This is a genomic window from Sulfitobacter sp. 1A15106 (assembly GCF_043556995.1).
GTDB classification, from domain to species: domain Bacteria; phylum Pseudomonadota; class Alphaproteobacteria; order Rhodobacterales; family Rhodobacteraceae; genus Sulfitobacter; species Sulfitobacter faviae.
Genome location: NZ_JBIFFM010000010.1, coordinates 140,408 through 165,018, shown reverse-complemented (window position 1 = coordinate 165,018; position 24,611 = coordinate 140,408). Strand labels below are relative to the sequence as shown.

Below are 24,611 nucleotides of genomic sequence, written 5' to 3'. Positions count from 1 at the left end.
TCCCCGACTGGCCGCGCCTTATGTGCGGCCCTTTTTCATTCTAGAAAGGTTGCGAATGTTTCAGCCAGGCTCTGACATCCAGCGGACAAGCACGCTGACCTCATTTCTGAAGGGCCGCGGCATTGACAGTTACGAGGAACTCGTCCGCCGTTCGAATGAAGACCCAGACTGGTTCTGGGGCCAGATCATTGACCATGCCGGGATACGGTTCGCGCGGCCCTACAGCCGGTTGCGAGATATCTCCGAAGGGCCCGAATCGATCCGGTGGGCCGTCGGGAGTACTTTGAATCTGACGGAAACCTGTCTTGACGCCCGAATTGCCGATGGCTTGGGCGACAAGGTCGCAATCGACTGGGTCGGCGAAGACGGAAGCCGCCGCCGCTGGACCTATTCCGACCTTACCGCCGAAGCCTCCCGCGTCGCCTCGGCCCTTGCCACGCGCGGTGTAAGGCCCGGTCAGGCGGTGGGCATCTATATGCCGATGATCCCCGAAATCGAGGCCGCGCTTCTGGGCATTGCCCGGCTGGGCGCGGTTGCGGTGCCGCTGTTTTCCGGTTTTGCGCCCCATGCCATCGTATCGCGCCTGAACGACGCGGATGCCGTGGCGGTGTTGACGGCGGATGCCACACCCCGGCGAGGCAAGCCGGTCTGGATGGAAGCGACCCTTGCCCAGGCTTTGACCGACGTACCATCGGTTCATACCGTGATCAGCCTGCGACGGTTCGGCGATGCGGTGGCCGATCCGGCCCGCGATCTGGACTGGACCGAAACAGTGGGCCGCGCCAGTCCGGAGTTTGCCGCCGTTCCCGTCAGTGCCGATGACACCTTTCTCATCGCCTACACATCGGGCACCACCGGGCGGCCCAAGGGTGTCGTGCATACCCATTTGGGCGTGCAGGCCAAGGCCACGGCCGATTTCCTGCTTTGCCTCGACATGAAACGGGATGACCGGCACCTCTGGATGACCGACATGGGGTGGGTCATGGGACCGCTCACCCTTTTATCGGTGCTCTTGTCCGGTTCGACTCTGGTGCTGGCCGAGGGCGCACCATCAATGCCCGGCGATCCCTTCAGGCTGCTGCGTCTTGCGTCCGAGATGGAGGTCACGCATCTCGGCGTGGCCCCGACCCTGGTACGGCAGTTCATGACGCAGGATACTGAATCTTTGTCGGGCTACGACTTGTCGTCCCTGCGCATCCTCGCCTCGACCGGCGAGCCCTGGACCGAGGATGCCTGGCTCTGGCAGCTCGATCATATCTGTCGCCGCCGCGCCGTGCCGCTGAACATCTCGGGCGGGACCGAGCTTTTTGGCGCGATCCTGACCTCGACCGTGCTGCACGAGCTCAAGCCCGGCGGATTTTCGGCCCAGGCCCTGGGTGTCGGGGCCAAGGTTCTGCGCCAGGACGGCAGCGAAGCCGCACCGGGCGAGGTCGGCGAACTGGTCGTGACCCAGCCGCCTCTGGGTCTGACCCCGGCCATCAGGGGGGACCGCGATCGCTACCTTGACACCTACTGGTCCACCTTCCCCGGCCTCTGGCGGCACGGCGACTGGGTGCGCTGCGATCCGGACGGGACATGGTATATCCTGGGCCGGTCGGACGACACGCTGAACATCGCCGGCAAACGCATCGGCCCGCCCGAGATCGAGGCGGCCCTGACCGAAACCGGAGAGGTGGTGGACACCGCGGCCATCGCGGCACCTGATGACATCAAGGGCGTGGCTGTCGTCTGCGTCTGCGTGGCGGCACCAAATGTGTCGCCGAACGCGGAGCTCGTGAACCGGCTCAAGGATCGTGTCGGGGAGATCGTCTCGAAACCCTTCCGCCCGCGCGAGATCCACTTTGTCGAAGCGCTGCCCAAGACCCGCAGCATGAAAACCATGCGCCGTGTCGTGCGCGCCGCCTTTCTCGGTGAAGATCCAGGCGATCTGTCGTCGATCAGCAACCCGGAAACCATTCAGCCCATCGCAGACCTGCAAAAGGAAAAGTCATGATCACTGTTTTCGGAGCCACGGGCACGACTGGTGCGCCCCTCGTCGACACGCTTCTGGCAAAAGGCGCGACCGTGCGCGCTGTCACCAGCGACCTCTCAAAGTTAGACGCGCTAAAGGCCAAAGGATGCGAGGCGGTCGTCGCGGATTTCACGGACCCTGCCGCGCTGGCGCGGGCCTGTGACGGGGCAGAAAAGATATACCTGGTCACGCCTGCCCATCTGAACATGCGCCAGTGGAAGGCGAACGTGATCGAGGCGGCCAAGGCCGCGGGCGTGCGCCATATCGTTGTGGCCACGGGGCTTGGCGCGTCGCCCAAGGCGGGGCTGACCTTTGGAAAGTGGCATTCCGAAACCCAGGAGCTGCTGAAGCAAAGCGGCCTTGACTGGACCTTTGTCCAGCCGACCTATTTCATGCAGAACCTGCTATGGCAGGCCGGTAACATTGCAAAGGACGCCGTGTACTATGACGATCTGGGCGGCCCCGTGGCCTGGATCGACGCCCGCGACATCGCGGATGTCGCCGCCGAGGCGCTGACCGCTCCGGGTTACGAAGGCAAGGCTCTTGGTCTGACCGGGCCCGAAGCTCTTACCGGAGAAGATATCGCCGCCCTCCTGTCCAGGGTGACCGGGCGCACTGTCACCTGCGCACCCCTGTCGGCCGAAAATGCCAAGGCGGGCATGGTGGCTGGCGGAATGCAGGACGAGGTCGCCAGAGCCATGGTCGAATTGGCTTCCATCGCGCCCAAGGGCTACCTTGCCGGCATCGAGACCACGGTCAGCGATGTGATGGGACGCCCGGCGCGCCGATTTGCCGATTTCGTCCCCGAGAACCGGGATGCTTTCGTCAAGTAACCTGATGGCGGCGCCGCTTTATCTCGAACTGGCGCCGCCTGAGGAAGCGGCCAAACAGATCGACCATTTGTTCGTGTTCCGCGATACCGGTGTGCTGAGCGGTGGTGGACGCGGGCGGTTCGCAACCGACCTCTTTACCCTTTCGGTAACGCGCGACGACAGCGGCGGCGGGCGCGTATCGCTGGCAGAACCGCGCCCCTATTTTTCGCCCCGCCCAAGGCCATTCCAGGGTGTCGTGGCCGGGCTGCGACTGTCGTCACGACCGCAGCGATTTCCCGACTCCAAAGGGCTGGACATGCTGGCCTCAGAACTGGCCCGGGTTCAGACCGGGGACGATGACCTGCCTGCGCTCATCGCGGTGCTTGACGGCCTTGCGAGAGACCTGCGCTTTGCCGCACCACCCGGAGCTTACAGCGACCGGACCAAACGTCGAAAGGTGCGGGCGGAAACCGGCGTGTCGCGGCGGCGGCTTGCGACCTTGCGACGCTTTCGCCGGGCTCTCGGGCAGCTTGCGTCAAAGACCCTGCCGCTGAGCGATCTGGCGCTGGACGCCGGATATTACGATCAATCTCACTTGTCCGCCGCTTGCCGGATCTTCGCCGGCAAACCGCCCGGCGCGTTGCGCGCTCTGTCTATTCCGCGTCGTTTTGACCTTTCGCTACAAGATACGCGCCTCAAAGACCGCCTAAGATTGGTCATTGACGAATGAAATCGAAGAGGAAGACCCGCCATGACACAATTCAAACCGAAAAACCCCGACTATGACGCACGCGTGCGCAACAGTTTCGATCGCCAGAAGGTGATGAACACGTTGGGGATCAGCATTGCCGAGTTGTTACCCGGCCGCATCGTTCTGGAAATGGCACATCAGGTTGCACTGACCCAGCAGCATGGGTTTTTGCATGCCGGAATCGTGTCGACAGCGCTGGACAGCGCCTGCGGATACGCGGCCTTTTCGCTGATGCCAGCGGACGCGGCAGTGTTGACGGCCGAATTCAAGATCAACCTACTCAACCCGGCGGACGGCGAACGGTTTCGCTTCGTCGCTGACGTGGTGAAACCAGGCAGGACGCTGACCATATGCGAGGCGCGTGCCTATGCCGTGAAGGGCCAGGATGAAAAGCTCGTCGCAACGATGACCGGAACGCTCATGGCGCTGATCGGGCGGGCGGGGGTCGCGGACTGAGCGCAACCCGGCCGCAGCACATCCGATCCGGGCGGCCGGGCCGATTATTCAGACAGCTGGATCAGCTGTTCCAGCGGCTCGCGACCTCGGCCAACCGTTTCCCGTAGGCGCGCGCGGTATCCAGGTCGCCGCCAGCAGGTTCAGACCTGTCAAGCGGGAATGTTAGCTTTTAGCAGTGCGGTCGCCGATTGTCCGTCGTCAGGGTTTTTCGGAGAGCTGAGACTGTATCGTAACGGAGGATCTGGTTCGGTTTCTGTTCAAGTTTATGCGGCAGCGGCCTGATGCTGCAACCGTAATTGGAACGGATGGACGCCCACGGTGCCGATGGGCTGCCGTCACGCCGGAGTTTCCAGTCAGGGCTGAGCTGGCGCACCATTCTGGCCAAGCGCGAGAACTTTCGTGCTGCCTTCGCCGGGTTCGACTTTCGGGGAGTTGCGAACTTTGACGACAACGACATTGAGCGCCTACTTGCCGATGAAGGAATTGTTCGCTATCGAGGCAAGATCGAAGCCGTGATCAACAACGCTCGCCGTACTTTCGAGGTCGTCCAAGAGGAAGGCTCCTTCGCCGCATTCATCTGGCTATATGAACCCTGCCAAGGACGACGCACTGCCACAAATGCGGTCCAAATCAACAGCGTCCGAGACCCTTTCCAAAGACCTACGAAAGCTTGGCTTCAAATTCGTGGGACCGACCACCGTATATGCATTCATGCCGGCCATGGGATGTATCAACGATCACGCAGAAGTCTGTTGGATGCGAAAGGACGTCGAAACAGCCCGAAATACCCTTCGCACACCGACATAGGCAACTGTCGGCCAATTAACGTGAAAAAATTCAAGGCCACTTAGCGTGGAAAGTCACAGACAGGTTTCGCGTCAGTCGACCGAGACTTCAGAGCCTTGAGAGTAGCGTGGCCAATTGAGCGGCGTCTTTGGGTTTCAGCTTTGCGCCGATCCTTTCCGACAGAACCCGTTCATAGATCGGCCACATCGCCCTCCTGACAGATTTACCCTTTTCAGAGATAGAAATGTTTTGACCTCGCCCATCTTCCGAGCAGTCCCGTCGGTCCACCAGCCCTGCTTTCACCATGCGGTCCAGCAACCGCGACGTACCGTATTGGGGTAACAATATCCGGTCTTTGAGTTCGAATGGACGGAGTCCGTCCGGGCCTGCCTTCTCGAGTTCGAGAAGCGCGTCATACCATGCAAGTGGCGGGTATCCTGCCGATTTCAGAGACGATTCGACAGCCTCAAGCAAAACGCGGCTTTTAGTCATGAGGGCTGTCCAGGCGGCCTCAGTAGCATGGTCAATCTCGTTCATATCCAGCACCTATCATGTGCATGCAAGTGCATCAACCTTGACGTCGCATGTAACGCGCTATATATAGATGCAAGTGCATCGACATATAGGATCATATCATGTCAAAATCGCACCTCACAGAATTTGGGATATTCCTGCTCCGTATAGCACTCGGTATCATGTTCCTGGCGCACAGCCTGTTTCTCAAGCTCTTCATTTTCACACTTCCCGGAACGGCGCAGTTCTTCATTTCGATCGGGCTGCCCGGCTGGTTTGCTTATATGGTCTTTGCAGTCGAGGCGATTGCCGGTGCCTTTTTGGTCCTCGGCATACAGGCGCGGTGGGTCGCGTCGGCGACCGTGCCCATCCTGGCCGGAGCGACCTGGGCTCACTCCGGAAACGGCTGGATGTTCGGATACGAGAACGGCGGGTGGGAATACCCGGCCTATCTGACGCTGCTTGCCATCGTGCAAGGGCTTCTGGGCGACGGCCGTTTCGCCCTCAGCCCTTCCTTCGCGCCCGGTAACGTGCAGATGGAGGGAGAGACAACATGAGCCTCCACCTCATTAGCCATGCGCTCTGCCCATATGTGCAGCGCGCGGCGATCTCGCTCACTGAGAAAGGTGTCACGTTCGAGAGAACTGACATCGATCTTTCGAACAAGCCCGACTGGTTTCTTGCCATATCTCCGCTGGGCAAGACGCCTGTCCTGGTTGTGGACGGGACGCCGATTTTCGAATCTGCGGTTATCCTCGAATATCTTGAGGATACACAACCCCACGCGCTTCATCCGCACGACGCTCTCGATCGCGCCCGCCACCGTGCCTGGATTGAATTTGGATCTGCTGTCTTGAACGACATTGCGGGGTTCTACTCGGCGCCGAACGAGAAAGCGTTGGAAGAAAAAGTGGCGGCGCTCCGCGCAAAGTTCCTTCGGCTGGACGCGGAGCTTGGGGAGGGACCATGGTTCGATGGCCACCGGTTCAGCCTCGTCGATATCGTATTCGGCCCGGTCTTCCGCTATTTCGACGTTTTTGACACCATCGGAGAGTTTGGCGTCTTCACAGGGCTTGCCCGTGTAAGGGCCTGGCGACATGAACTGGAGCGTCGGGTTTCTGTGAAGAATGCCGTCAGTGAAGATTACCCGACCCTTCTGCGTGACTTCATCAGACGGCGCAATTCTTACCTGTCCCAGATCATGCAGACAGGAGGGCCGAAGAAGACAGTTACACAGGTGCGATCGGCTGACCGCTGATCACTTGATATCGTTTTGTCGGGCCGCAGTACAGAACCGGACGTTTGAGGTCGCTTGGCGAATGTCCGCTTTGTCCCGCACATCGGATAGTCGCCGACTTTCCCTTGAAGGCCCGCAGCAGCCCCAACCGGCAATTGCCGGCAGTCCATGCCCGTCCGTGCGATGCGCAGGGTTACTGCTGCCCCCACAGCGAAACCGGGAACAAACCACCGATCGCATTGATGAATGGCTCAGGGATCTACGAATCCTCCTGAGCTCAAACACCCGGAAAACCCTAGCCGTGTAGTCCGACAGAGGGCTGCGCTTCAATCGCGGGTCAATCTATCCCAGATGGTGGATCACTTTCAGGGGGTTACTCCAAAGGGCGGGGATAAGAAACTCGTGGCAACGAGGATAAGAACGCTTTTATCGCTATTGGGGCGAACTGGCGTGGCTGGCTGACGATCGGGTCAGAGCGAAAATTAATCTGCGAGCCGGGCTTCGAGGATATGCCGCTGGATCTTGCCGCTGGTCGATCTGGGAAAATCCTCGAACGCGATGAAGCGAATTTCGCGTGGTCGCTTATAGCCAGCGAGGCTTTCGCGGCACAAGTTCAGCAGCGCCTCGGCATCCGGCCCGTCATCGTCACAGGCGACAAAGGCCACCGGGCTTTCCCCCCATTTCGCGTCGAAGGCCCTTACCACGGCGGCATCGATCACATCGGGATGAGAAAGAAGCACACGTTCGATTTCCGCCGGATAGACGTTTTCACCTCCGGTCTTGATCAGGTATTTCGCCCGATCCACAAAGTCGACGGTGCCGTCCGCATTGCGCCGGAACAGATCGCCCATGTGGAAAAAGCCGTTGCGAAAGTCACGGGCATTGGTGTCGTCGGCGTTCCAGTACCCGGAAAACAGCGTCGGACCCCGAAGCGCCATTTCGCCCGGCGTTCCATCGGGGACTTCGCGGTCGTCGGGATCGACCAGCCGCACCTCGCAAAAGGCGCTGATGCGCTTGGACAGCCGGTCCGGGGTCACACCCGGCGCGATCAGATCGGCGGTTCCCGGCGGCAGGCCGGTTTCGGTCGCCCCGAAGGAATTCAGATAGGGCGTGTCCAGAAGACCGGTCAGTTCCGCGATCTGATGCGGCGGCACCAGATCAGCCATTGCGCCGCAAACCTTGATCCCCTTCAGCGGCAAAGGGTTGGCGTGCCGTTCGTTAATAAAAGCCTCCAGTGCCCCGGGCATCATCACGAACCAGCCGATCCTGTGGCGTGACAGCGCCTCGTTGATGACGGCGGGCTGCAGCCCGTCCACCATCACCACGGTCCCACCCCGCAGGATCGTTGCCAGCGCATGATCGGTGGAGGCCATGTGGAACATCGGCGCCCAGGCGATGAACCCGTCGCCGGGATCCAGCGCCAGCTGGGCCGCAAAAACCATGGATCGGGCGATATGCGCGCGGTGGCTGATATGCGCCCCCTTGGGCAGGCCCGTGGTCCCCGAGGTATAGAGGATCGTCAGACCGGCCTCGGGGTCGTCAACCATGGTTCCGGTGCGCGGGTCCGGCTCGACCCCGGCAATGGCCGTTTCCAGGTCTGGCCCGACGGTTAGACAGGGTGTCGACGCGACGGCGCGGTAAGCTTCTGAAAGTTCCGGTTCGACAACCGCGAGAACCGGCTCGACCAGATCGATGCAGTGCCGCAGTTCATCGGGGGCAAGCCGCCAGTTCAGACAGGCGACGATCGCGCCGATTCCCGCTGCTGCAAGTTCGACCTCCAGATATTCTGAGCGGTTATGCGACAGGATCGCGATCCTGTCTCCGGGCGCCACGCCTCGTGCCAGAAAGACAGCCGCCAGACGATCGACCCGCTCCAGCAGTTCTGCATAGGTCAGTTTCCTGCTGCCGTCCTCGATGGCGAGGGCGCGGGCGCAGTCATGTGCGCGGGTTCGAAAGATCGAATACAGATCAGCGCGCCCCGCGCGGATGACGCCGGTCAGCATAGTTTCCCCCTTGCCCGAGCCTCGGTTCAGAGATCCTGCGCCAGGCGCACGCCCTCATCAATGGCGCGCAGCGCATCCAGTTCGGCGGCCTCCTTTGCCCCGCCGATCATCGTAACCAGGACGCCGCGCGCTACAACCTCTTTGGCCAGGGCCCGTTCCGGTTCCTGACCGGTGCACAGCACAATTGTATCGGCTGCGATGACCGTCGGGTTTCCGTCCGCGACGATGTGCAGCCCCGCATCGTCGATATGTTCATAGGTCACCCCGCCCATTGCCTCGACCCCATGTTTGCGCAGCGCGTTGCGCAGGATCCACCCTGTCGAAACACCAAGCCCCGCGCCCGGTTTAGCGGTCTTGCGCTGCAGCATGACGACCTTGCGGCGCGACGGCTTCGGTGCCAGAGGGTCGCCCGCCAGGGCACCCGAGGAGACAAATTCGGGGTCCACTCCCCAGGTTTCGCAAAAGACGTCGGAATTCGCGGTCTCGGCGGGTTTGGTCACTAGGAACTCGGCCACATCATGACCGATGCCCCCCGCCCCCATCACCACGACACGGTCGCCCGCCTCGCGGTCACCGGACAGAATTTCGGCGTAGGTCGCGACGCTGGGATGGTCGATACCCGGCAGGTCGGGAATGCGCGGCGTGACCCCGGTGGCGATGACCACATGGTCAAATCCCTCAAGATCGCTCGCCTCTGCCCGCTGTCCCAGACGCTGCGTGACCCCGTGTTTCTGCATCTGACCGGCATAATACCGCAGGGTTTCGTCGAATTCGTCCTTGCCTGGTGCGGCGCGGGCCAGATTCAGCTGACCGCCCAATTTGTCCTGCGCTTCGAACAGGGTGACATCGTGGCCCAGCCGTGCCGCCTCGGCGGCTGTGGCCATGCCCGCGGCACCACCGCCAACGACGGCCACTTTCTTTGGCGTGTCGGTTGGCGTATCCCGGAATTCCGTTTCACGCCCGGCCCTTGGATTGACCAGACATCCGACCGGCCGGTCCGAAAAAATGAAATCCAGGCAGGCCTGGTTGCAGGCAATGCAGGTGTTGATCTCGTCTGCGCGGCCCTCGCGCGTCTTTTTCACGAAATGCGGATCGGCCAGAAACGGGCGCGCCATCGAGATCATGTCCGCATCGCCAGAGGCAAGTATGTCTTCTGCAAGCTGGGGTGTGTTGATCCGGTTCGAGGCGACTACCGGGATCGACACCGCCGCTTTGACGTTGGCTGCCGCCTTGCGCCAGGCACCGCGCGGCACCGGGTAGGCGATCGTCGGCACGCGGGCCTCATGCCAGCCGATGCCGGTGTTCAGGATATCCGCACCCGCAGCCTCGATCTTGCGGGCCAGTGCGGCAATTTCATCGGCGGGCGCGCCGCCCTCGACCAGATCGGCCGCCGAAATCCGGTAGATGACCAGAAAGTCGGGGCCGCAACGTTCGCGCACCGCGCGCACGATATCGACCGGGAATCGGTGGCGGTTCGCGGCGCTGCCGCCCCAGTCGTCTTGGCGCTTGTTGGTGTGGGTGACGGTGAATTCGTTGATCAGGTATCCCTCGGACCCCATGATCTCGACGCCATCAAAGCCTGCGGCCAGCGCATTGGCGGCCGCCACGGCAAAATCCTCGATGGTACGGAGAATGTCGGCTTCGGTCATTTCACGCGGGATGAAACGGTTGATCGGGGCGCGGATCGGCGACGGGGCCACACACCCTTCGATCTTGGCATAGCGCCCGGCGTGGAGGAGTTGCGCGCAGATCAGGCTGCCTTCGGCCTGCACCGCCTCGCAGATCGGGCGCAGGTCAAGCGCTTCTTCCGGGTCATCGATTCTCGGACCTTCTGGATCGAATATGCCCTCGGCATTGGGCGAAAACCCGCCGGTGACCAGAATCGCCGCCTCCCCCCGCGCCCGCTCAGAGTAAAAAGCGACCTGTTTGGCTATGCCGTCAGGCTCGGTTTCCAACCGCGTGTGCATCGACCCCATGATGACACGATTTCGCAATGTATGCTGGCCTGCGCGGATGGGCGAGAGCATGGTTTCAAAGCTTCCATCTGGTCTATTTTTCACTTTGGTTCTCCTCCTCAAAACTGCACTTGATATACATTCTAACATTTGTTAGATTTTTGGAAAGAAGATTTTCGCTCACGAGGAGGAGCACCGATGCAATTCCAGCCTACAGACGATCAGAAGGCGTTTCGCGAGACCGCAAAGCGCTTCGCAACTGAAAGGCTTTCGCCCACATATCAAGAACGCGCCAGCGGCCATACATTCGACCGTGCGCTGATCAAGGAGATGGGCGCACTGGGGCTGATCGGGGCCGATCTGCCCGAGGAATTCGGGGGTCTCGGCGAAAGCTCTGTCACGTCAGGGCTGATCGTCGAAGAGATCGCCTATGCCGATTTCAACGCAAGTTACGTGCAGCTTCTGGGCTCTCTCATGGGCGGAATGGTTGCCAAACATGCCTCCAAGGACATCGCGTCGGAATGGGTGCCCAAGGTTGTTTCGGGTGATGCGGTCATTGGCCTGGGCCTGACAGAGCCGCGCGGCGGTTCGGATGCGGCGAACCTGATTCTGAGGGCCGAGAAATCCGGCAACGGCTGGCGGCTGAACGGTGAAAAGACATCCATGAGTTTTGCCAGTCAGGCGGATGCGGCGGTCGTCTTTGCCCGTACCGGCGATCCTGACGGCGGCTCACGCGGGGTCAGCGCCTTTTTCGTCGATCTGAACCAGGAAGGCATCAAGCGCACCCATTTTGACGACATCGGCACCAAGCCTGTCGGGCGCGGCTCGGTTTTCTTTGACGATGTTTTCGTGCCGGCTGAAAACATGATGGCGGAACAGGACCGTGCCTTTGGCACGATCATGGCGGGCTTCGACTATTCCCGCGCACTGATCGGGCTGGAGTGCCTGGGGGCCGCGCAAGCGTCGGTGGATGAAACCTGGGCCTACGTTCAGGAGCGCGAGGCATTCGGAGCCCCGATCGTGCAGTATCAGGGTGTCAGCTTTCCCTTGGCCGAGGCCGAGACCCAACTGACCATGATGCGCCAGCTTTGCTATTACACGCTGGACCTGCGCGACCGTGGCCTGCCCCACACCTCTCAGGCCGCCATGTGCAAATGGTACCTGCCCAAAACCGCCTGCGAGATCCTGCACCAGTGCCTGATCCTGCACGGACATTACGGCTACACCACCGACCTGCCCCACCACCAGCGCTACAACGATGTGCTCGGCTTGCAGATCGGTGACGGCACCGCGCAGATCCAGAAGCTGGTGATCGCCCGCGAGAAGGTCGGTCGCATGGCGCTGCAGTATGACAAGAAGGCGAAGGGAGCCTCGAAATGAGCGACCCCATCCTCGTCACTTCCGAGGGCAACACCGGCATCATCGAACTGGCCCGCCCCGAGAAATTCAATTGCCTGTCACTTGAGGTGCATGAGCGTATTTCTGTCGCGCGTGCGGAATTCGAGGCGAACCCCGCTATTCGGGCGATCCTCATCCGGGCGCAGGGCAAGCACTTTTGCACCGGTGCCGATCTGGTGGAAGTGAAAGGTAAATTGAACGATCCCGCCGCACTGGACCATTTCATCGCCTTTGGCATGAAAAACCTGCGTGCGCTCGAAACCTCCTCCCTCCCTGTCGTAGTCGCAGTGCAGGGGTTGTGTCTGGCCGGCGGGATCGAACTGATGCTGGCCTGCGACGTGTGCTTTGCGGCCGAAAGCGCCCAGTTTGGCGATCAGCATGCGCAATTCGGGCTGATTCCCGGTTGGGGTGGCTCGCAGCGGCTGACGCGGTTGATGGGGCAGCGCCGGGCGCTCGACCTGATGTTCTCGGCCCGCTGGCTCAAGTCGGACGAGGCCAAAGAGGCCGGCCTGGTCAACTACATCGTGCCGGATGCGGACCTGCACAAGATCTCGCTGGAATACTGCCAGAAGATCGCCACCCGCTCGCGTCCCGGCATCGCCGAGATGAAGCGGTTGGCGCGCGAAGGTGCGGACCTTGGTATCGACCAGCAGATGCGGCTTGAGCGCGATGCCGCGGTGCGTGCACTGCCCAGCGATGACGTGGCCGAGGGCCTCGACGCATTCGAGAACCGGCGCGCCCCCGAATTCAAGGCCTGAGGACGAAACATGGATTTCATTTTGAACGACGAACAACGCCAGATTTACGAGTATGGCGGCCAGCTGGCGCAGAAATACGACAATGCGTATTGGCTGGACCACGCGCGCAGGCATGAGTTCCCGCACGAGATGTTCAAGCAGATTGCCGATGACGGTTTCCTGGGCATCATGGTGCCCGAGGAATTCGGCGGCGCGGGCCTTGGTATGACTGAAATGGCCCTGTTCATGGAGGGCACCGCCAATCACGGCATTCCGCTTTTGATGATGGTGGTCGGGCCGACCATGTCGCTGGCCCATATCGCCAGCCACGGGAGCGAGTTCCACAAGAAAGAACTGCTGCCGGCCGCCTGCCGCGGTGATATCCAGTTCTGTTTCGCGATCACCGAACCGGGGGCCGGGTCGAACACGATGAAGGCCACTACGCTGGCCAAGCGTCGAGGCAACCGGTTCAGCCTGTCGGGCGAAAAGACCTTCATCACCGGGGCCGAAGTGGCCGACTACTGCCTCGTGGTGGCGCGGACCAAACCGCATACCGAGGTCAGCCGCAAGACCGACGGCTTTACCCTGTTCGCCGTGGATCTGAAGAAAAAAGGCGTCCACAAGCAGCGGGTGAAGATCTCGATCCCCCTGCCCGAGGAGCAGTGGACACTGTTCTTCGACGATGTGGATCTCGGCCCCGAGGATGTGGTCGGCGAGGTGGACGAAGGGTTCTCGATCCTGTTCGACAGCCTCAACCCCGAGCGTATTATCCTGGCCGCCTTGTGCTGCGGCATCGGCCGGTTCGCCCTGAACAAGGGCGTGGCCTATGCCTCCGAGCGCAATGTGTTCGGCCAACCCATCGGTGCGCACCAGGGCGTGCAGCATCCGATGGCCAAGGCGCATACGGCAGTCGAAATGGCCAGTCTGATGACCCGGCGCGCGGCATGGGAGTTCGACAACAAGCTGCCTGCCGGTGCGTCGTCGAACATGGCGAAATATGCCGCCGCCGAAGCCGGGATCGAAGCGGTCGACGCGGCGCTTCAGGCGCATGGTGGATCGGGCTTTACCGAAGATACGGGACTTTACGAAATGTACCCGCTGGTCCGCCTGCTGCGCACAGCGCCGGTGAACCGCGAACTGTGCCTGAGCTTTATCGGCGAAAAGGTCATGGGCCTGCCACGATCCTATTGATCGCCACGGCTAGGAACGGAGAACGACATGCAATTTGGAATGCGCTTCCGGCGGGAAGATGCCGCCGACAAGGTAAATGATCGCTTCTGGCACGCGATCGAGGGCACGCCGCTCGACGAGGTGCGCCGTATTCAGGAAGAGCGACTGCGCGATCAGATGGCCTATCTCAAGGCAAACTCGACTTTCTATCAGGAGAAGTTCGCGAAAGCCGGTGTGGAATTCGACGATATCCGCACCATCGAAGACCTGCAGAAACTGCCCTATACCTACAAGACCGAGATCCGCGAAAGCCTGGCCGCCGATCCGCCGTTCGGCAAACACCGCGCCGCGCCCATGTACGAGATCATCCAAATGCAGGCATCGTCGGGCACGACCGGCAGCCCCTCATATGTGGCCCTGACCGAATCCGACGCCGAAATGTGGCACGAGATGACGGCACGCTGTTTCTTTGCCAATGGCGTGCGGCCGGGCGACATGGTGCTGCACGCGTTTTCGCTCGCCAAGGGCTTTGTCGGCGGCATCCCCGTGATGCAGGGATTGCAGTACATGGGCACGATCGATGTCCCGGTGGGCGCCGATGGCGGTGCGGAACGGCTGCTGCGCGCCTGCGCCGACACCCGCACGCGTTGCGTGGTCGGCGCCCCGAACTTTGTGCTGCACCTGGCCGAAAAGGCTCCCGAGGTACTTGGCTGCAAGGCCAGCGAACTGGGTATCGAGCGCGTGATCGTCGGCGGCGAACCCGGCGGCGGCATTCCCGCAATTCGGGCAAAGATCGAAAAGGCCTGGGGTGCGAAATGCACCGAGATGCTGGGCGGCACCGATCTGGGCGTGACATACTGGGCCGAGTGCGACGCCCAGTCGGGTATGCACATGGTCAACATGGATTATGTCCTGACCGAGCTGCTCGACCCGGAGAGCGGCAGGATCATTCCCTGGAAAAAAGGCGCAGAAGGCGAGATGGTCTATACCGCGCTCGGCCGCCAGGCGAGCCCGCTCGTGCGGTTCCGGTCAGGCGATTATATCGAAGTGATCGATACCGAATGCTCCTGCGGCCGCACCGGACCGAAGATCCGCTGCACCGGCCGCACCGACGACATGCTGATCGTGCGCGGGGCCAATGTCTTCCCGTCGGCGATCAACAGCATCGTTACCGAAATGGTGCCGGACACCAACGGCGTCATGCGCATCGTGGCCGATTTCGAGGGCCATACCACGCAGGGCGCGCTGACGGTGATTGTCGAACGGGGCCCCGATCGCGATCCGGCCGATGACGTCACCCTCAAAAAGAAAATTGAGCAGCGGCTTCGCGACTCCTTGGTCTTCAAGGCCGACGTTCACCTGGTTGCGGCCGACACTTTCGAAAAACCTGGCGCCGCTAAGGTCGCCTTCGTTCTCAGGAAATATCCAGACCTGCCATGACTAGAATGAAATCCCTTCTCGACAGCGGGTCGGACGACTTCCGCGCCAACGACGTGTCTTACCGCGAAAAGGTCGATGAACTACATGCCCTCCGGCTCTTACAGCGCGTCGGCGGCCCCGAAATGGCGCGCAAACGTCATGTGGACAAAGGCAAAATCCTGCCGCGCGAACGGATCGAACGGCTGATCGACCCGGGCACACCATTTCTGGAACTCGGCGAGTTGGCCGGACTGAATATGCACAAGGGAGTTCCACCCGGCGCCGGCATCATTACCGGTATTGGCGTGATCGAAGGCCGTCAGTGCATGATCATCGCCAATGATGCCACCGTAAAGGGCGGCACCTATTTCGGGATCACCTGCCGCAAACACGTCCGGGCACAGAAAATTGCCTGGAAAAACCGCCTGCCCGTCATCACCCTCGTGGACTCCGGCGGTGCCTTCCTGCCCGACCAGGCCAACCTTTTCCCCGACGAAGGCCAGTTCGGCTCCATCTTTCACCAACAGATCGGCATGTCTGGCGATGGTGTGCCGCAAATCGCCGTGGTCATGGGGCCCTGCACCGCGGGTGGTGCCTATATCCCCGCGCTCTGTGACGAAGTGGTGATCGTGCGCGGTCAGGGCTTTATGTATCTGGGCGGACCGGAATTGACCTTTGCCGCAACCGGCGAAAAGGTCGAAGCCGAAGAACTGGGTGGCGGCAAGATGCATTCGTCCGTTTCCGGTGTGACCGACCATTTGGCCGAAGATGACGCCCACGCTCTGGCCATCACGCGCGAAATTGTCAGCCATCTTGGCGAAAAACCCCAACCCCGCAAGACGCCCGAAACGCCCCGTGCGCCCGCCTACCCGGTCGAAGAGATTTATGGGCTCATCAGCCGCGACCCCAAGGTGCCGACCGACAACCGCGAAATCGTGGCTCGGTTGGTCGATGAGAGCGATTTTCACGAATTCAAGCCGCTTTATGGCGACACGATCATGACCGGCTGGGGGCGCATCCACGGCCACGAGGTCGGGATCATCGCCAATACAGGCGTGCTTTTCGTCGAAGCCGCGCTGAAGGCGACGCATTTCATCAATCTCTGCGTCCAGCGTGATATTCCGCTGCTGTTCCTGGCCGATGTGAACGGCTTCATGGTGGGCCGCGAGGTCGAGCAGATGGGCATTGCCAAGGCTGGCGCCAAGATGATCACGGCCATGTCTTCGGCCCGGGTGCCGAAATTCACAATCATCACCGGTGGCTCTTACGGGGCCGGATACCTGGCGATGCTGGGCCGCCCGTTCCAGCCGGACGCAATGTTCGCCTGGCCGACGGGACGGTCGGCAATCATGGGGCCGGAACAGGCCGCCAGCGTGCTGGCTCAGGTCCGCGCGCAGATCAACGAACGCGAAGGCAAAAGCTGGACCCCCGAGGAGGAGGAAGCCTTCAAGGCACCGATCCGCAAGGAATACGAAGATTTTCAGGGAGCCTATAATTTTGCTTCCAACCTTTGGATCGACAGCGTGATCGAGCCCTGTGAGACCCGTGACGTCATGGCGCTGATGCTGGATGTGACATCGCGCAGACCCAAGGTCGATACCAACTTCGGCGTGTTCAGGATGTGAGGAGCGAACCGTGAAAATCAAAACGCTTCTGATCGCCAACCGCGGCGAAATTGCCTGCCGGATCGCGCGCACCGCGCGGGCCAGCGGTATCACCCCTGTCGGCGTGCATTCGCAGGCCGATGCCAATGCCCTGCATGTCCGCGAGATCGGCAAATCTGTCTGTATCGGTGCCGGGCCTGCATCCGAGAGCTATCTGAAAATCGACGCGGTGATTGCCGCTGCGCAATCAGTGGGCGCGGATGCGATCCATCCCGGTTATGGCTTTCTGGCCGAAAACCCGGATTTTGCTCGTTCGGTCGAAGCCGCCGGCATGATCTTCATGGGGCCGACGCCGGAAACGCTTGAACGTTTCGGCGACAAGGCCAGCGCCAAAGAGGCCGCCGTGGCGGCCAGCGTCCCGGTGATTTCGGGCGCCGAAGGTGCGCGGTCCGATCCCGAGCAGATTGCCGAGGAGGTGCGCCAAATGGGCCTGCCGGTGCTGCTCAAGGCGGTCGGCGGCGGTGGTGGGCGCGGACAACGGCTCGTCACTGACGAGACCACGCTGGTCGAGGACATCGAAGGCGCGCTGCGCGAAGCAAAATCCACCTTCGGCTCCGAAGGGCTGCTGTTGGAGCGTTTCCTGCCCGAGGCGCGCCATGTTGAAGTGCAGATCGCAGGTGACGGCAAGGGCCATGTGGTGCATCTGTTCGAACGCGATTGCACGCTTCAGCGCCGCCACCAGAAGGTCATCGAGGAAGCCCCGGCCTGGGGTCTGCCCCGAACGCTTCTGGACGACATCGCACGCGACGCGGTGCGCTTGGGCGAAACGCTGGACTATCGCGGGCTGGGCACGGTCGAATTTCTGGTCGCGGGTGGCGAGTATTTCTTCCTTGAGGTGAACCCGCGCATTCAGGTGGAACATCCCGTCACCGAAGCGATCACCGGGCTGGACCTTGTCGCGCTTCACCTGCGGATTGCCGAAGGCGCGGGCCTTGGACTGGTGCAGGACGATCTGACGATCAACGGCCACGCGGTCGAGGCGCGGCTTTACGCCGAAGATCCGGCGATGCAATTCGCCCCGTCGACGGGCACGCTCTCCACGCTCAGCCTGCCATCGGGCCTGCGCGTCGACAGCGGCGTCGAAGAAGGCGATGCCGTCACGCCCTACTACGACCCGATGATCGCCAAGCTGATCGTGCACGCGCCCGACCGGGAAACCGCATTGGCACGTCTGGCCACGGCGCTTGATCATGTCGCGGTCGAAGGTGTCGAGACCAATCGCGCCTTTCTAACGGCGCTGGCGCGAAACCATGAATTCGAACGGATGCAGGTGCATACCCGCTGGATCGACGGCAGGCTGGATGAGCTGACACAGGCACCCGGCCTGACCCGCCCAGATCTGTGGAAGGCGACCGCTGCCATTCTCTTCGTGACCCAGTCGCGCAGCGACACAGACGCCAATCCCTGGACCAACCGTGATGCCTTTACCGGCTGGCGGCTTGGACTGGGCGGCGATGCGATTGAAGCGGGGCAGCGCGTGACGCTTACCGATTCTGACGAGGTATCCGAAGAACTGCGCGTCAGTCCAGTCAAACCGGGTGCCAAGTACACCATCCATTCGGAGAAAGGCGAGGCGCTGATACTGTCGGCACGTGAACTGACCCCGGGCCGTTGGCGTGTCGGCGAAGGCGACACCGTCCATCTGATCGACGCGCGCCTGCACGCGGGCGTGATCGAACTGGATACGCCCGAAGGCCGCCTGGTCTTTCGGCCCGCCGCGCCCCTTGCCTTTGCCGGCGGCGATGCCGCGGCGGATCGCGCCGTGACCTCTCCGCTGACCGGCATGATTGTCGAAATCAAGGTCTCCGATGGTCAGAGCGTGGCCGAAGGCGACGTGGTCGCGGTCATGGAATCCATGAAACTCGAAATCTCGATCCGGGCGGCCGCGGCCGGGATCGCCAGCAATATATCCGTCTCGAATGGGGACATGGTCGATCGCGGCCAGGTCATCGCCGAGATCCTGCCATCCGAGGAGTGATGAAATGAGCGACTTTCCCAAATTCGTAGAATTTCGTGAAGAAGGCCCGCGTGAGGGTTTTCAGATCGAAAAGAAGATTTACCCGATCGAAGAGCGGATCGAACTGATCGACATGCTCAGCGAAACCGGCTTGAAACGCATTCAGGTCGGCAGCTTTGTCAGCCCGAAATACGTTCCTCAGATGGCGGACACCGGCGAGTTGTTCCAGCGTATCAAGCGCAAACCGGGCGTGAACTACACATCGCTGTGGCTGAACGACAAAGGGTTTCGCAAGGCCCTGACCGCGCATGAGGTCGATATCGACCCGCGTCTGCTGTTCTATCCTTCCGAAGCATTCGCCCAATCGAACAACAATTGTTCCTCGGCCGAGATGCGGGAAAAACAACGTGACTGGGTCCGTCTTTACAAGGAAGAGGGATATACCGTCGACGCGGCCTATGTGATGACCGCTTTCGGCTGCAACCTCGAGGGCCCCATCCCCCAAGAACGCATCTTGGACGATTTCCGCTTTATCCTTCAGCTATGCGAAGAAGAGAACATCCCCGTGCCGATCCTCGTGGTCGCCGACACCATGGGTTGGGGAAACCCCGAGGCGGTCAAACGGATGATCGGCGCCCTGCGCGAATTGGCGCCCGAGGCGCGCATCGGTATGCACATCCATGACACACGTGGGCTGGGGATCGCCAACGTTTATGCGGCCCTGTCGATGGGCGTGGACATGTTCGAAAGCTCCGTCGCCGGTCTTGGCGGCTGTCCTTTCGCGGGCCACGGCCACGCGCGCGCCGCAGGAAATGTCTGCACCGAGGATGCAGTGTTCCTGTGTCACGAGCTCGGCATCGAAACCGGCATTGATCTGGACAAGCTGATCGCAGCGGCGGTCAAAGCAGAAGAGATCATCGGTGTGCCGCTCATGGGCCGGGTCATGCACACCGGCGGGTTGGACAAATACCGCAAGTCACTCTGAGGGAGCAAGAAGATGACAAAAGCACTTGACGGAAAGGTCGTTCTGGTCACCGGGGCCGGCGGTGGGATCGGGCGTGATATCGCCTTGATGGCAGCTACCGAAGGCGCCGCCGTGGTGGTCAATGATCTGGGCGCATCCCTGAAAGGCACCGGTCAGACAGAAACTGCGGCGCAGAAAGTCGTCGAAGAGATCAGGGCCGCTGGGGGCGATGCCATTGCCGATGGCGGCTCTGTCACCGATCCCGATGCCGCGCGCGCGATGATCGAAGCCGGGGTCAAGGAATTCGGTCGCATCGACGCGGTGGTAAACAACGCCGGCATTCTGCGCGACGGTTACTTCCACAAGATGACCTATGAGGATTTCGACGCGGTGGTGAAGGTCCATCTTTATGGTGCCTTCAATACCAGCCGCGCGGCCGCCGACTATTTCCGCGAACAGGAAAGCGGCGCGCTCGTGCACATGACCTCGACCTCGGGGCTGATCGGCAATTTTGCCCAGGCGAACTACTCTGCCGCGAAGCTGGGCATCGCGGCCTTCTCAAAATCTGTTGCGCTTGATCTCAAGCGCTGGAACGTGCGGTCAAACTGCATCGCGCCCTTCGCCTGGAGCCGGATGATCTCGTCGATCAAGACAGACACCCCGGAACAGGTGGCACGGGTCGAAAAGATCAAGGAGATGACACCGGCCAAGGTTGCACCGATGGCCTGTTTCCTGATGAGCGACCGCGCGGCTGACGTGTCAGGACAGATCTTTGCGGTTCGCAAGAACGAGATCTTCCTGTTCAACCAGCCCCGCCCGGTGCGGTCGGTTCATTCCGGTGATGGCTGGACCGCCGATGAAATCGCCGATCGCGCCATTCCCGCGCTCAAATCGCAGTTCACGCCGCTCGAAGTTTCGGCGGATGTCTTTTCATGGGATCCGGTCTAATGGGAAAACGCAAAGAAAAAATCAGCTCCAGCATTGCCTGGAGCACCCCTGACAAGATCAGCGTGCGTGGCCTCGACCTGCCCAACGAGATCCTGGGCCACATGAACCTCGGCGATCTGGCGTTCCTGCAACTGACGGGCCGCAAGGCCACACCCGAGGAAAGCCGGGTGTTCAACGCCATCGTCATTACCCTGGTCGAACATGGTATCACGCCCTCGGCCCTGGCGGCGCGGATGACCTATATGGGGGCGCCGGAATCGCTTCAGGCGGCTGTGGCGGCTGGCTTGTGTGGGCTGGGCACCGTCTTTGTCGGTTCTATGGAAGGTGCCTCGAAAATGCTTTACGAGGCACTGCCACAGGACAAGTTGGGCACCGGTGTCGATCTGGATGCGCTGGCCGTCGAGACGGTAGAAAAATTCCGCGCCCGCAAGATGATCGTGCCGGGGCTCGGACATCCGGTGCACAAACCGGTCGATCCGCGCACCCCGCGCCTGTTCCAGATCGCTGCCGAGAACGGCAAGTCCGGTGAATACATCGAGTTGATCCAGAAAATTCAGGCCGTTGCCGAAGAAAAATCGGGTAAGATGCTGCCGATTAACGCCACTGGTGCGATCGGAGCGATCTGCTGTGAATTCGGCTTTCCCTGGAAGATCGTGCGGGGCTTTGGCGTCATGGCGCGCGCCATCGGCCTGGTCGGTCATATCCTCGAAGAGAGCGAAAACCCGATCTCCTATGAATTGTGGCAGCGCGCCGAAGAGGAAATCCTCGAAACCTCCGGCCCGGGAGCGGCTTGAACGATGCAGACGTCAGCCCCAGACACTCACACCGATCTGCGCGATGCCTTGCGCGCACTTTGCGCGCAGTTTCCGCCAGAGTATCATCGCAAGTTCGGCGAAGACGAAACCTACCCCGAGGAATTCGTCGATGCGCTGACCCGCGAGGGCTGGCTTGCCGCGATGATCCCAGAGGAATACGGTGGCTCGGGTCTGGGGTTGACCGAAGCCTCGATCATCATGGAGGAGGTGAACCGCTGCGGCGGAAACGCGGGCCATTGCCACGGGCAGATGTATAACATGGGCACGCTGCTGCGGCATGGTTCGGATGAGCAAAAGCAGACATACCTGCCCGGTATTGCCAGCGGCGCGTTGCGCCTGCAATCCATGGCCGTGACCGAACCGACAACCGGGACCGACACCACCAAACTGAAGACCATCGCAGTCAAGAAGGGTGACCGGTATGAGATCAATGGCCAGAAGGTCTGGATCAGCCGTATCCAGCATTCTGACCTGATGATCTTGCTGGCCCGCACTACGCCGCTGAGCGAGGTCAAGAAAAAGTCGCAGGGCCTGTCGATCTTTATGGTCGATCTGAAAGAGGCAATCGGCAACGGGATGGAGGTCCGCCCCATCGCCAACATGCCCGGCCACGAAACCAATGAAGTGTTTTTCGACAACCTGGAAATCCCCGCCGAGAACCTGATCGGCACCGAGGGGCGCGGGTTTTACCATATTCTTGACGGGCTGAACGCCGAACGGACCCTGATTGCGGCGGAATGCATCGGTGATGGATACTGGTTCGTTGACAAGGCCCGCGCCTATGCCGGCGACCGCGTGGTCTTTGACCGTCCCATCGGCCAGAACCAAGGTGTGCAATTCCCTATCGCCAGGTCCTATGTGAACATCGAGGCCGCCAATCTGATGCGCTTTGAAGCCTGCAGGCGGTTCGATGCCGGACTGGATTGTGGTGCACAGGCGAACATGGCCAAGCTGCTGGCTTCGGAAGCCAGCTGGGAAGCGGCCAATGCCTGCATCCAGACCCACGGCGGCTTCGGTTTCGCACGGGAGTACGATGTTGAGCGCAAGTTTCGCGAGGCGCGCCTCTATCAGGTCGCCCCGATCTCGACCAACCTGATCCTCTCCTATGTCGGCGAACATATCCTCGGCATGCCCCGATCCTTCTGAGGCCAGAAACATGGGTGAGATCGACCTTGACGCGCTGGCGCCCTGGCTGGGACGCACCGAGACCAAGGAAGATGTTCTGACGCAGGGGCTGATCGACAAATTCCGCGCCACGCTCGGTCCGCATCTTTGGGACGAAGCCGGCGATGTCCCGCTGGGGGTTCATTGGTGCCTTGCCCTTGATACCGTGCCAGCTGCCGCCCTGTCAGAAGATGGCCACGCCGCGAGGGGTGGATTTCTGCCCCCTGTTCTGCTGCCCGCCCGCATGTGGGCTGGCGGCGATGTTACGCATATCGCGCCGCTGAAAATCGGCGAAACCATCACCCGACGCTCTTCGATCAGGAATATTGTGGCCAAGCAGGGCCGTAGTGGACCATTGGTCTTTGTGACCGTCGAACATGAGTATCTGAGTGGCAACCGGCTTTGTATCCGGGAGCAGCAAACGATCGTTTATCGTGAGATTTCCACCCCCCGCACGGGCGAGAGCGCAGCTGACGCGGGTGACCCCAACACGCTTAGATCGACGCTGACACCGGATCCTGTTCTTCTGTTTCGCTATTCGGCGCTGACGTTCAATGCCCATCGCATTCACTATGATTACGTCTACGCCACCGAAACCGAAGCCTATTCCGGACTTGTTGTGCATGGCCCATTGCAGGCCACGCTGCTTCTGAATCTGGCGGCGGGTGCGTTGAAAACATCGCCCCACCGGTTTTCGTTCCGTGGCCTCGCGCCACTCACCCTGCCCTGCGAATTGCAACTGCACAATGAAGGGACCGGCACCTCCGGGACAGTCTGGTGTCAGGATCAAAAAGGTCTTCGAAGCTTTTCCGCAGAGTACGCGGCCGTCTGATCGGTCTTCTTCGGTAGCGAATTCAGTTGTTGACCAATTTTTCTAACATCTGTTAGGCTTCGCGGAGAGACTTGGTAAATAAACCAGGCAAACCTCTGAATTTAGAGGTGGGAGGAGGAACAATGCGAGGAAAACTCGTAACCAACGAAAAACCGTGCGGTCAGGCTATGCGCGCCTCCATGAGGTGTGGGGCAAAAGCACGGGCCGCAACATGACCACGAATAACGGGCACGTATCCTCACCGCTTGCGGTGCGTGGTGCAACTTTGAAATTTGGCGGTGTGACCGCGCTCGACGATGTGAGCATTTCTGTGGCCGACGATGAATTGCTTGCAATTATCGGACCGAACGGAGCCGGAAAAACATCACTTCTAAACGTGACTGCGGGCTTCTACCGTCCGCAGAAGGGCCGTGTCGAATTGTCCGGGCAGGACGTGACCGGCCTGCGTGTTGACCAGATCGCCCGGCGCGGTCTGGCGCGGACGTTTCAGGGCACCCATCTTTTTGCCGGGCAGACGGTGGTGGAAAACATTATGATCGGCCGCCACATGCTGATGAAATCGAATGTAGTCCAGGCTTTTTTCCAGTTCGGTCCCGTGATGCGCGAGGAATCGGAACATCGTGAAGCCGCAGAGGAGATCATCGATTTTCTCGAGATCGAGGCAATCCGCAACCGGCCCGTGGGCACGTTGGGGTATGGGTTGCGCAAGCGTGTCGATCTGGGCCGTGCATTGGCGCAGGAACCGTCGATCCTGCTGATGGATGAACCGATGGCCGGCATGAACTCGGAGGAAAAAGAAGACCTGGCGCGCTTCATTCTCGATGTGCGCGAGGCGCGCAAGATTCCGGTAGTTCTGGTGGAGCACGACATGGGCGTCGTGATGGACCTTGCCGACCGGATCGTGGTGCTGGATTTCGGGCGGGTCATCGCTGAAGGCACCCCGGAAGAAATCCAGAAGGACCCGGCTGTCATAAAGGCATATCTGGGGTAGCGGCATGGTCAAACAACGGACAGCAATG

At 61.0% G+C, this 24,611-nt stretch carries 21 protein-coding genes and 1 pseudogene; 19 read left to right on the top strand and 3 right to left on the bottom strand.

Translation table 11 applies throughout. The features are described from left to right. Nucleotides 1-55: 55 nt before the first annotated feature. The 5 genes and pseudogenes from ACGYKA_RS15950 to ACGYKA_RS15930 all read left to right on the top strand — a co-directional run bounded on the left by ACGYKA_RS15950 (nt 56) and on the right by ACGYKA_RS15930 (nt 4,837). Complete coding sequence (locus tag ACGYKA_RS15950) at nt 56-1,993, top strand: AMP-binding protein (protein ID WP_394439198.1); 1,938 nt, start codon at nt 56-58, stop codon at nt 1,991-1,993. After that, on the top strand, nt 1,990-2,844 hold the full coding sequence (locus ACGYKA_RS15945) for an SDR family oxidoreductase (protein ID WP_028288567.1): 855 nt from the start codon (nt 1,990-1,992) through the stop codon (nt 2,842-2,844). The genes ACGYKA_RS15950 and ACGYKA_RS15945 overlap by 4 nt, the downstream gene beginning before the upstream one ends. A gap of 4 nt (nt 2,845-2,848) precedes the next feature. Next, nucleotides 2,849-3,553: a helix-turn-helix domain-containing protein gene (locus tag ACGYKA_RS15940; protein WP_229669253.1), complete on the top strand. Its 705-nt coding sequence runs from the start codon at nt 2,849-2,851 to the stop codon at nt 3,551-3,553. Nucleotides 3,554-3,574: 21 nt separating this feature from the next. Further along, complete coding sequence (locus ACGYKA_RS15935; RefSeq protein ID WP_027264411.1) at nt 3,575-4,030, top strand: PaaI family thioesterase; 456 nt, start codon at nt 3,575-3,577, stop codon at nt 4,028-4,030. Between the two features lie 305 nt (nt 4,031-4,335). Beyond that, nucleotides 4,336-4,837, top strand: a pseudogene (locus tag ACGYKA_RS15930) (DNA-3-methyladenine glycosylase I). Nucleotides 4,838-4,924: 87 nt separating this feature from the next. Here the strand turns inward: ACGYKA_RS15930 and ACGYKA_RS15925 are convergent. Beyond that, nucleotides 4,925-5,353, bottom strand: coding sequence for a MarR family winged helix-turn-helix transcriptional regulator (locus ACGYKA_RS15925; RefSeq protein WP_043753647.1), 429 nt, complete (start codon nt 5,351-5,353; stop codon nt 4,925-4,927). Nucleotides 5,354-5,451: 98 nt separating this feature from the next. Between ACGYKA_RS15925 and ACGYKA_RS15920 the strand changes: the two genes are divergently transcribed. Both ACGYKA_RS15920 and ACGYKA_RS15915 read left to right on the top strand, forming a co-directional pair. Continuing rightward, entirely contained in the window at nt 5,452-5,886 is a 435-nt protein-coding gene (locus ACGYKA_RS15920; RefSeq protein ID WP_028288569.1) for a DoxX family protein, read from the top strand. Beyond that, complete coding sequence (locus ACGYKA_RS15915) at nt 5,883-6,587, top strand: glutathione S-transferase family protein (RefSeq protein ID WP_028288570.1); 705 nt, start codon at nt 5,883-5,885, stop codon at nt 6,585-6,587. The genes ACGYKA_RS15920 and ACGYKA_RS15915 overlap by 4 nt, the downstream gene beginning before the upstream one ends. A gap of 461 nt (nt 6,588-7,048) precedes the next feature. Here the strand turns inward: ACGYKA_RS15915 and ACGYKA_RS15910 are convergent, their stop codons facing one another. Then, the gene (locus ACGYKA_RS15910) at nt 7,049-8,569 is read right to left on the bottom strand and encodes a class I adenylate-forming enzyme family protein (protein WP_028288571.1); all 1,521 of its coding nucleotides are present in this window, start codon (nt 8,567-8,569) and stop codon (nt 7,049-7,051) included. A gap of 26 nt (nt 8,570-8,595) precedes the next feature. Next, complete coding sequence (locus ACGYKA_RS15905) at nt 8,596-10,596, bottom strand: NADPH-dependent 2,4-dienoyl-CoA reductase (RefSeq protein ID WP_036540255.1); 2,001 nt, start codon at nt 10,594-10,596, stop codon at nt 8,596-8,598. A 126-nt stretch (nt 10,597-10,722) separates the two neighbouring features. Between ACGYKA_RS15905 and ACGYKA_RS15900 the strand changes: the two genes are divergently transcribed. The 12 genes from ACGYKA_RS15900 to ACGYKA_RS15845 all read left to right on the top strand — a co-directional run bounded on the left by ACGYKA_RS15900 (nt 10,723) and on the right by ACGYKA_RS15845 (nt 24,583). Next, nucleotides 10,723-11,904 (top strand): acyl-CoA dehydrogenase family protein, encoded by a 1,182-nt coding sequence (locus tag ACGYKA_RS15900; protein WP_028288573.1) that lies wholly within the window; start codon nt 10,723-10,725, stop codon nt 11,902-11,904. Beyond that, nucleotides 11,901-12,680, top strand: coding sequence for an enoyl-CoA hydratase/isomerase family protein (locus ACGYKA_RS15895; RefSeq protein ID WP_028288574.1), 780 nt, complete (start codon nt 11,901-11,903; stop codon nt 12,678-12,680). The genes ACGYKA_RS15900 and ACGYKA_RS15895 overlap by 4 nt, the downstream gene beginning before the upstream one ends. Nucleotides 12,681-12,689: 9 nt before the next feature. After that, complete coding sequence (locus tag ACGYKA_RS15890; RefSeq protein ID WP_028288575.1) at nt 12,690-13,850, top strand: acyl-CoA dehydrogenase family protein; 1,161 nt, start codon at nt 12,690-12,692, stop codon at nt 13,848-13,850. Between the two features lie 27 nt (nt 13,851-13,877). Beyond that, the gene (locus ACGYKA_RS15885) at nt 13,878-15,269 is read left to right on the top strand and encodes a phenylacetate--CoA ligase family protein (RefSeq protein ID WP_028288576.1); all 1,392 of its coding nucleotides are present in this window, start codon (nt 13,878-13,880) and stop codon (nt 15,267-15,269) included. Beyond that, complete coding sequence (locus ACGYKA_RS15880) at nt 15,266-16,873, top strand: acyl-CoA carboxylase subunit beta (protein WP_028288577.1); 1,608 nt, start codon at nt 15,266-15,268, stop codon at nt 16,871-16,873. The genes ACGYKA_RS15885 and ACGYKA_RS15880 overlap by 4 nt, the downstream gene beginning before the upstream one ends. Before the next feature lie 10 nt (nt 16,874-16,883). Next, on the top strand, nt 16,884-18,890 hold the full coding sequence (locus ACGYKA_RS15875) for a biotin carboxylase N-terminal domain-containing protein (protein ID WP_088626351.1): 2,007 nt from the start codon (nt 16,884-16,886) through the stop codon (nt 18,888-18,890). Between the two features lie 4 nt (nt 18,891-18,894). After that, nucleotides 18,895-19,854 (top strand): hydroxymethylglutaryl-CoA lyase, encoded by a 960-nt coding sequence (locus tag ACGYKA_RS15870; protein ID WP_028288579.1) that lies wholly within the window; start codon nt 18,895-18,897, stop codon nt 19,852-19,854. A gap of 12 nt (nt 19,855-19,866) precedes the next feature. After that, nucleotides 19,867-20,781 carry an SDR family NAD(P)-dependent oxidoreductase gene (locus ACGYKA_RS15865; RefSeq protein WP_028288580.1) on the top strand — a complete coding sequence of 305 codons (915 nt, stop codon included), beginning with the start codon at nt 19,867-19,869 and terminating at the stop codon, nt 20,779-20,781. After that, nucleotides 20,781-21,575: a citryl-CoA lyase gene (locus tag ACGYKA_RS15860; protein WP_100160969.1), complete on the top strand. Its 795-nt coding sequence runs from the start codon at nt 20,781-20,783 to the stop codon at nt 21,573-21,575. Before ACGYKA_RS15865 ends, ACGYKA_RS15860 begins: the two co-directional genes overlap by 1 nt. Before the next feature lie 3 nt (nt 21,576-21,578). Next, the gene (locus ACGYKA_RS15855; protein ID WP_028288582.1) at nt 21,579-22,742 is read left to right on the top strand and encodes an acyl-CoA dehydrogenase family protein; all 1,164 of its coding nucleotides are present in this window, start codon (nt 21,579-21,581) and stop codon (nt 22,740-22,742) included. Between the two features lie 10 nt (nt 22,743-22,752). Continuing rightward, nucleotides 22,753-23,592, top strand: coding sequence for a MaoC family dehydratase N-terminal domain-containing protein (locus ACGYKA_RS15850; RefSeq protein WP_028288583.1), 840 nt, complete (start codon nt 22,753-22,755; stop codon nt 23,590-23,592). Nucleotides 23,593-23,803: 211 nt separating this feature from the next. After that, nucleotides 23,804-24,583 (top strand): ABC transporter ATP-binding protein, encoded by a 780-nt coding sequence (locus ACGYKA_RS15845; protein WP_028288584.1) that lies wholly within the window; start codon nt 23,804-23,806, stop codon nt 24,581-24,583. Nucleotides 24,584-24,611: the final 28 nt, after the last annotated feature.